General features: G+C 67.0%; 9 protein-coding genes and 2 pseudogenes. 1 reads left to right on the plus strand and 10 read right to left on the minus strand.

Annotated features, from left to right (window positions below):
- Positions 1 to 51: 51 nt before the first annotated feature.
- The 9 genes and pseudogenes from LJ725_RS08140 to LJ725_RS08175 form a co-directional block, all read right to left on the minus strand.
- Entirely contained in the window at positions 52 to 624 is a 573-nt protein-coding gene (locus LJ725_RS08140) for a HupE/UreJ family protein (protein WP_230550135.1), read from the minus strand.
- Positions 625 to 651: 27 nt separating this feature from the next.
- The gene (gene ureG, locus LJ725_RS08145) at positions 652 to 1,275 is read right to left on the minus strand and encodes an urease accessory protein UreG (RefSeq protein ID WP_230550136.1); all 624 of its coding nucleotides are present in this window, start codon (positions 1,273 to 1,275) and stop codon (positions 652 to 654) included.
- Positions 1,272 to 1,688, minus strand: coding sequence for a DUF3995 domain-containing protein (locus LJ725_RS08150; protein ID WP_230550137.1), 417 nt, complete (start codon positions 1,686 to 1,688; stop codon positions 1,272 to 1,274). Before LJ725_RS08150 ends, ureG begins: the two co-directional genes overlap by 4 nt.
- An 8-nt stretch (positions 1,689 to 1,696) precedes the next feature.
- Positions 1,697 to 2,380, minus strand: a complete 684-nt coding sequence (locus tag LJ725_RS08155; protein ID WP_230550138.1) for an urease accessory protein UreF — start codon at positions 2,378 to 2,380, stop codon at positions 1,697 to 1,699.
- Positions 2,373 to 2,861, minus strand: a complete 489-nt coding sequence (locus LJ725_RS08160; protein WP_230550139.1) for an urease accessory protein UreE — start codon at positions 2,859 to 2,861, stop codon at positions 2,373 to 2,375. The genes LJ725_RS08155 and LJ725_RS08160 overlap by 8 nt, the downstream gene beginning before the upstream one ends.
- Before the next feature lie 3 nt (positions 2,862 to 2,864).
- Positions 2,865 to 4,622, minus strand: coding sequence for an urease subunit alpha (gene ureC / locus LJ725_RS08165; protein ID WP_408015730.1), 1,758 nt, complete (start codon positions 4,620 to 4,622; stop codon positions 2,865 to 2,867).
- Between the two features lie 45 nt (positions 4,623 to 4,667).
- Positions 4,668 to 4,910, minus strand: a pseudogene (locus LJ725_RS29300) (urease subunit beta); the annotation flags it as partial.
- 11 nt (positions 4,911 to 4,921) lie between these two features.
- Complete coding sequence (locus LJ725_RS08170; protein ID WP_230550141.1) at positions 4,922 to 5,224, minus strand: urease subunit gamma; 303 nt, start codon at positions 5,222 to 5,224, stop codon at positions 4,922 to 4,924.
- A 52-nt stretch (positions 5,225 to 5,276) separates the two neighbouring features.
- Positions 5,277 to 6,107 carry an urease accessory protein UreD gene (locus tag LJ725_RS08175; RefSeq protein WP_230550142.1) on the minus strand — a complete coding sequence of 277 codons (831 nt, stop codon included), beginning with the start codon at positions 6,105 to 6,107 and terminating at the stop codon, positions 5,277 to 5,279.
- A 30-nt stretch (positions 6,108 to 6,137) separates the two neighbouring features.
- Here LJ725_RS08175 and greB point away from each other — a divergent pair, with 30 nt between their 5' ends.
- The gene (gene greB, locus LJ725_RS08180) at positions 6,138 to 6,689 is read left to right on the plus strand and encodes a transcription elongation factor GreB (protein ID WP_230550143.1); all 552 of its coding nucleotides are present in this window, start codon (positions 6,138 to 6,140) and stop codon (positions 6,687 to 6,689) included.
- A 63-nt stretch (positions 6,690 to 6,752) separates the two neighbouring features.
- Here the strand turns inward: greB and LJ725_RS08185 are convergent.
- Positions 6,753 to 6,854 (minus strand): annotated as a pseudogene (locus tag LJ725_RS08185) (IS110 family transposase); the annotation flags it as partial.

The following is a 6,854-nucleotide window of genomic DNA, read 5'->3' on the forward strand; positions in this document are numbered from 1 at the left end:
TCAAGGAAAGCGAAAGTCGTGCCAAACTGTCGGATGCCCTTGGGGAAAGGATTAGTTGGCGATCAGCACCAGCGCGCCGCCGGCCATGACGGCGCCGCCCATGGCGCGGATGGCGAGGTCGCCCAGCGAGCGCCGCGCAACCCATCCGAGTCCCAGACCGGCAGCCTGCAGGAGGACGGTCGCCGCCAGAAAGCCCAAGATGTAGAGACCGGCCCCGCTGCTCGGCGCCTCAATAGCGTGGGCATAGCCATGGAACACTGCAAAAAGACCGACCACGCCCATGGCCGCCGCCGACGGAAGGCGCACCGCAGCCATGATGAGGCCGCCCAAGATCACGACGGATGCGACGATCGCCGCCTCCGTGAGAGGCAGTTTGATGCCCGCGAATCCGGCAGCTGCCCCGACAAGCATCATCGCGAGGAAGGTAGCCGGCACGAGATAGGCGGCTGCAGGACGCTTCACCGCCAGCACCGAAGCCCAGACGCCGACGCCGAGCATCGCCAGCAGATGGTCGAGGCCGGTGAACGGATGGGCAAATCCCGACATTTCGTGGCCCGAGTGAGCCACGGCCGGCGTGGCGCCCAAGACGAGCAGGGCCGCCAGGTGAATCGATCGCGTGTTCATTGAACTCTCCTCTTCATATGCGGGGTTTCAGCCCAGCCGTGCCGGCAGGCCGCCTTGACGAACGATGAAGGCCGCGATGTCTTCCAGGCCCTTGTTCTCCTTGAGATTGGAGAAAATGAAGGGCCGCTGGCCGCGCATCCGGCGGGCGTCGCGGTCCATGACCTCGAGGCTGGCGCCGACCAGGGGCGCGAGATCGATCTTGTTGATGACCAGCAGGTCGGATCGCGTGATGCCAGGCCCGCCCTTCCGCGGGATTTTCTCGCCGGCGGAGACGTCGATCACGTAGATCGTCAGATCGGCCAGTTCGGGAGAGAAGGTCGCCGCCAGGTTGTCGCCGCCCGATTCGACGAAGATAACCTCGAGGTCTGGCCACTTTCGCACGATGTCGGACACCGCGGCCAGGTTGATCGAGGCATCCTCGCGGATCGCGGTGTGCGGACAACCGCCGGTTTCCACCCCGACGATGCGCTCCGGCGCCAGCGCGCCCGCCCGCGTCAGGAACTCCGCATCTTCCTTGGTGTAGATGTCGTTGGTGACGACGGCGATGTCGTAGGTCTCGCGCATGCGCTTGCACAGGCGCTCGACCAGCGCCGTCTTTCCCGAGCCGACGGGGCCACCGACCCCCACCCTCAGCGGACCACGAGCGTTCATCTGTCCAGTTCTCCGGCCACCAGGGCAATGTATCCCACGCCCAGCAGAAGGCAGTAGGGCGAATAGTACTTCCGGTTGCGCGTGGCAAACGGCTCGATCGTAAAGTGCGCCTTCCAGCGGTGACTGAAGCCCGCGATCCCGCGAGCGACGAAGATGCCGGCGATCATGTAGGTGCCGGCCAGCACCTCCGGCTGCGAGATTCGGCCGATCACGTACCACGGCCACAGCGCCATCAGGGAAAGGACCAGGGCGACGGCAAAGCACTGCCAGGCAGGCGGCATGCGCCGCCGCCCGTCGCCGACGACGCTGCGCGCCAACGCCTCCTCGCTGGCTTCCGGCCAGTGGCTCCCCAGCCCCCACATCCCATGGAGGACGGCGACGGCACCGACGCCGACCGTCAGAAGAAGAGCCATCAGGGCAGTCATGAGCGAAAGAGCCGTGTATATTGGGTTTCGTGGCGGAGCGAGCACCAGTCGAGGAGCGGCGTCGCCGTCCCGACCTCGTCCAGCGATTCGACCGCGATGGCCGTGCGGGTAGCGTCATGCACCGCCGCTTCGAGTGCCGCCAGCGCAATCTGGCCATCAGTCTGCCCGAGGGGCACGGCGCGCAGCGCTGCCGAGATCAGGTTGGCGGTAAAGGCATGGAGATACCCCGCCAGCGCCTGTTCAAGCGCGATGCCATGCACCGAGGCAGCCAGCGCGACGGCGACAGGCAGGGCCAGTTCGCCCCCGAGCCGCCGGTGCGCCTCGTCGAGAGCCGCGTGCGGCCAGGCGGTGCGCGTGATGGAAAGAAACGAGCCGCCCTGCTGGCGCGATTCCAAGGCCATCTCGGCGGTACCGCGCCAGGCGGCGGCGCGCTCGGCAACGGCGTCGAACGCCAGCCAGTCACTGGCGGACGCGGTCCGCCAGCCCGCCGCGAACAATGCGCCATCGACGGTCCCGGTGCCGTGCCTCAGCACGCTGTCGAGCCATGCGACCAGCGAGACGCGATCCCGGATGAGCCCCTCTTCGACCGCGGTCTCGACGCCGTGACTGTAGCTGAAGGCACCAACCGGATAGGCCGGCGAGAGCCAGGCGAGCAGACGATACAGCGGGTCGTTAACCATGACGCTCCGCGTGCAGGCCGCCATGCCGATGGCCGGTATCGTGATTGTGCTGGCCGTAGGCGCCGCCTTCCGGGTCGAACGGCACGCGCACCTTGCGCACGTCGGCGCCCAACCCCTTCAGCATATCGACGATGACGTGGTCGTCGCGGATCAGGATGCGGTCGCTGTCGATCTGGGTCGGCAGGTGGCGGTTGCCGAGATGCCAGGCGAGCCGCGCGAACGATGCGGCATCGCGGCCCCGCACCTCGACCAGATCCTCGTCGGCGGCCTTCACCTCGACGAAGCCACCCTCCTCCAGTCTCAGCCCATCGCCGGTGTGCAGCACAACGGGCTCGACCAGGTCGAGCAAGAAGTCGAGACCGCCATCGCCCAGCATGCGCAGGCGCCGGCGATAGCGATCGTCGAACAGGAGGGTGACGGTATCCGTGCGCTCCGCCACCGGCCAGCGGCCGGCGCGCACGACTTCGATGGCGCGCTTCATGGGCTAGAAGAGAAAATAGCGTTGGGCCATGGGCAGCGACGTCGCCGGCTCGCACGTCAGCAGCTCGCCGTCGGCCCGAACCTCGTAGGTCTCGGGATCGACGTCGATCTTCGGACAGGTCGAGTTGTGGATCATGTTCTTCTTGCCGATCTTGCGCGTGCCCTTCACCGGCAGCAGCGGACGGCTCAATCCCCATTTCTTCGCGACGCCCTTGGTGATCGACGCCTGCGAGACGAACAGGACGGGGCTCTTCACCAGGGCGCGACCAAAGGCGCCGAACATCGGCCGATAGTGGACCGGCTGCGGCGTCGGGATCGAGGCATTGGGATCGCCCATGGGCGCCGCGATGATCGAGCCGCCGATCAGCACCATGTCGGGCTTGGCGCCGAAGAAGGCCGGCGACCACATCACCAGATCGGCGCGCTTGCCGACCTCGACCGAGCCGACATGCTTGGCGATGCCGTGGGTAATGGCTGGATTGATCGTGTATTTGGCGACGTAGCGCTTCACGCGGAAGTTGTCGTTCTCGCCCTTCTCCTCCTTCAGCCGGCCGCGCTGCTTCTTCATCTTGTCGGCCGTCTGCCAGGTGCGGATCACGACCTCGCCGACGCGGCCCATGGCCTGGCTGTCGGAAGACATCATGGAGAAGGCGCCCATGTCGTGGAGGATGTCCTCGGCGGCGATGGTTTCCTTGCGGATACGACTCTCGGCGAAGGCCACGTCCTCGGGGATGGCGGCGTCGAGATGGTGGCAGACCATCAGCATGTCGAGATGCTCGTCCACGGTGTTCACCGTGTAGGGCATCGTCGGATTGGTCGAGCTGGGCAGGACGTTCTTCTCGCCCGCGAGACGGATGATGTCGGGCGCATGGCCGCCGCCCGCGCCCTCGGTGTGAAAGGTCGCGATGGTGCGGCCCTTGAAGGCGGCGCGCGTCGTCTCGACGAAGCCCGATTCGTTGAGCGTATCGGTATGGATCGCCACCTGCACGTCGTAGCGGTCGGCGACACTCAGGCAATTGTCGATGGCCGCCGGCGTCGTGCCCCAGTCCTCGTGCAGCTTGAGGCCGCAGGCGCCCGCCTCGATCTGCTCCTTGAGGCCGGCGGGCTTGCTGGTGTTGCCCTTGCCGAAGAAACCGAGATTCATCGGCAGGCCTTCGGCGGCCTGCAGCATGCGGCCCATGTGCCACGGCCCCGGCGTCACCGTGGTCGCGAGCGTGCCGTGCGCCGGCCCGGTGCCGCCGCCCATCATCGTCGTGACGCCGCTGTAGAGCGCGTCGTCGATCTGCTGCGGGCAGATGAAATGAATGTGGCAGTCGATGCCGCCCGCGGTGATGATCTTGCCCTCGGCTGCGATCGCCTCGGTGCCCGGGCCGATGATGATGTCGACGCCCGGCTGGATGTCGGGATTGCCGGCCTTGCCGATGGCGACGATCAGCCCGTCCTTGAGGCCGATATCGGCCTTCACGATTCCCCAGTGGTCGACGATGAGGGCATTGGTGATGACCGTGTCGACGGCGCCCTGCGCGCGGGTGCGCTGGCTCTGGCCCATGCCGTCGCGGATCACCTTGCCGCCGCCGAACTTGACCTCCTCGCCGTAGATCGTGTGGTCCTTCTCGACCTCGATAAAGAGATCGGTATCGGCCAGCCGCACCTTGTCGCCGACGGTCGGCCCGAACATGTGGACGTAGGCCGAGCGCGAGATGCGTGTTGGGCCTTCGTTCGACGGCCCGACTTTGGCGACCGGCCCGAGCTTGCCGCCCACCCGGCCCTGGAAGCCGTGGCTTTCGCGGCCGCCCATATAGGGCGTTAGCCGCACGGTGCGCGACTGGCCGGGCTCGAAGCGCACGGCGGTGCCTGCGGCGATGTCGAGTCGCATGCCCTTGGCGCGCTTGCGATCGAACTTCAGGGCGTCGTTGGTCTCGAAGAAATGGTAGTGGCTGCCGACCTGGATCGGCCGGTCGCCGGTGTTGGCGACCTCGATGGTGATCGGGTTGCGGCCCTTGTTGAGCTCGAGTTCACCGGCGCTGGGGAGGATTTCACCCGGGATCATGGCGTCTCTCCTCAGCGGATCGGTGCGTGGACGGTGACGAGCTTGGTGCCGTCGGGAAAGGTCGCCTCGACCTGGATCTCGGCCAGCATGTCGGCGATGCCGTCCATCACCTGCGCCCGCGTGATCACGTGCGCGCCGTCGCGCATCAGGTCGGCGACCGAGCGGCCGTCGCGCGCGCCTTCGACAACGAAATCGGTGATCAGCGCCACGGCCTCGGGATAGTTGAGCTTCACGCCGCGCTCCAGGCGGCGGCGCGCCACGACCGCTGCCATGGCCACCAGGAGCTTGTCCTTCTCACGCGGCGTCAAATTCATCGACCGTTTCCCCCTGCCGGTTGGCCCCGACTATAGCGCGACCGAGTTTGCATCAAACATGCCAAACGCGGGGCAACCGCCGGCCGCGAAACTCGGTCAGAAACCGGATGGTCGCATGGCGCACCGCGGTCGCTTCGCCGAGCAGGCGCGCCACCAGAATGCCGTTCACGACGGTGACGCCGGCCCGCACCGCGTCTGCAGTCTCGAGCAGGGCCCGGGCCTTCTCGAAATGAGGCAGCGGCACGTCCCAAACGCCGATCACCGTCGCCAGCGCATTAGCCGTGCCGAAACCGGCACCGTCCGGCGTCTCGCCCTCGACCCGCAGCGTGTCGGTCCAGACGAGGCGCCCGGGACGGCGCACCGACCAGGCGTCGAGCAGCAGGCCCGAGGCGAAGCGTTCACCCGACGCGCCACGGCCCAGCACCACCATTTCGCAGGCGAGCAGCGAGCCGCCCTCGACCACCTCGGCCACCGTGCGGCGCTTGAGCCGCGCGCCCTCGAAGACGATGGTTTCCTGCGGCAGCCAGTCGAGCACCGCGCCCTCGGCCACCCGGACGTCGACGTCGATGGTGCAGGCAACGCTTCCGCGGGAGGCGCGATAGATCTTCTCCGCCGCCTGGGTAGTGGCGACCGCCTCCGCCCCCGGTCCGATCTCGACCGACATCCTGAGGGCATCGCCCCCGGTGACGCCGCCCGAGGTGGTGATCATCACGGCCTGCGGGGGTTCGCCCAGCTCGGGTTTGGGGAACAGGACCCGGCAGGGGTCGCGTTGATAGAGGTCGCCCAGGCGCGTCTTGCCGTCCCGCAGGTCGAACGTGACGCGGCTTTCGCCGGACGCGCGCTGCATGCGGCCGGGTGGGCCAGGGGATGGGCTGGTAGTCATCGGCCCCGACTTGATAGATTAAGGATTGAAATGAGCAAGGCCTTCACCAAGGAAAGCGACGACGGCGACGAGGACGACCTGCCCGACGATGTCGGCGGACTTCCGGCCGGCGCCAAGAACTACATGACCCCGCAGGGCTTTGAGCGCATGCGCGAGGAACTCATGACGCTGATGCGCAAGGAGCGGCCGGAGGTCGTGCAGGTCGTGTCGTGGGCGGCAGCCAACGGCGACCGCTCCGAGAACGGCGACTACCTCTACGGCAAGAAGCGCCTGCGCGAGATCGACCGTCGGCTCCGCTTCCTCAGCAAGCGGCTCGAACGCTCGGAGGTCGTCGACCCGGCCAAGCGCCCCAAGACCGACCAGGTGTTCTTCGGCGCGACCGTGACCTACGTGAATTCGAAGGACGAGGAACGCACGGTCAAGATCGTGGGCGTCGACGAAGTCGATCCCGGCCGCGGCCATGTCAGCTGGATCTCCCCCATCGCCCGCGCCCTCATGCGGGCCCACGAGGGCGACGCGGTGCGCATGAACACGCCCGGCGGCGAGGAAGAGCTCGAGATCCTGAAGGTCGAGTACATCTAGTTTCGACGGCCTCTGCCCCCAAGCCTCCAACAACTACCTCACCCTGAGCGACCGTCGTGAGGGTCAAGCGTTTGCCCATGGCTTTTTGTCCCTGAGGATTGCGTTGAGGATGGTCACGAGCTTGCGCATGCAGGCGACGATGGCGACCTTTGCGGGCTTTCCGGC

The sequence above is a fragment of the Reyranella aquatilis genome (assembly GCF_020880995.1).
Lineage (GTDB): Bacteria > Pseudomonadota > Alphaproteobacteria > Reyranellales > Reyranellaceae > Reyranella > Reyranella aquatilis.

Excerpts from the sequence above, each read along its gene's own strand:
- LJ725_RS08140 (WP_230550135.1), bottom strand. The coding sequence starts at position 624 with ATGAACACGCGATCGATTCACCTGGCGGCCCTGCTCGTCTTGGGCGCC.
- ureG (WP_230550136.1), bottom strand. The coding sequence starts at position 1,275 with ATGAACGCTCGTGGTCCGCTGAGGGTGGGGGTCGGTGGCCCCGTCGGC.
- LJ725_RS08150 (WP_230550137.1), bottom strand. The coding sequence starts at position 1,688 with ATGGCTCTTCTTCTGACGGTCGGCGTCGGTGCCGTCGCCGTCCTCCAT.
- LJ725_RS08155 (WP_230550138.1), bottom strand. The coding sequence starts at position 2,380 with ATGGTTAACGACCCGCTGTATCGTCTGCTCGCCTGGCTCTCGCCGGCC.
- LJ725_RS08160 (WP_230550139.1), bottom strand. The coding sequence starts at position 2,861 with ATGAAGCGCGCCATCGAAGTCGTGCGCGCCGGCCGCTGGCCGGTGGCG.
- LJ725_RS08170 (WP_230550141.1), bottom strand. The coding sequence starts at position 5,224 with ATGAATTTGACGCCGCGTGAGAAGGACAAGCTCCTGGTGGCCATGGCA.
- LJ725_RS08175 (WP_230550142.1), bottom strand. The coding sequence starts at position 6,107 with ATGACTACCAGCCCATCCCCTGGCCCACCCGGCCGCATGCAGCGCGCG.
- greB (WP_230550143.1), top strand. The coding sequence starts at position 6,138 with ATGAGCAAGGCCTTCACCAAGGAAAGCGACGACGGCGACGAGGACGAC.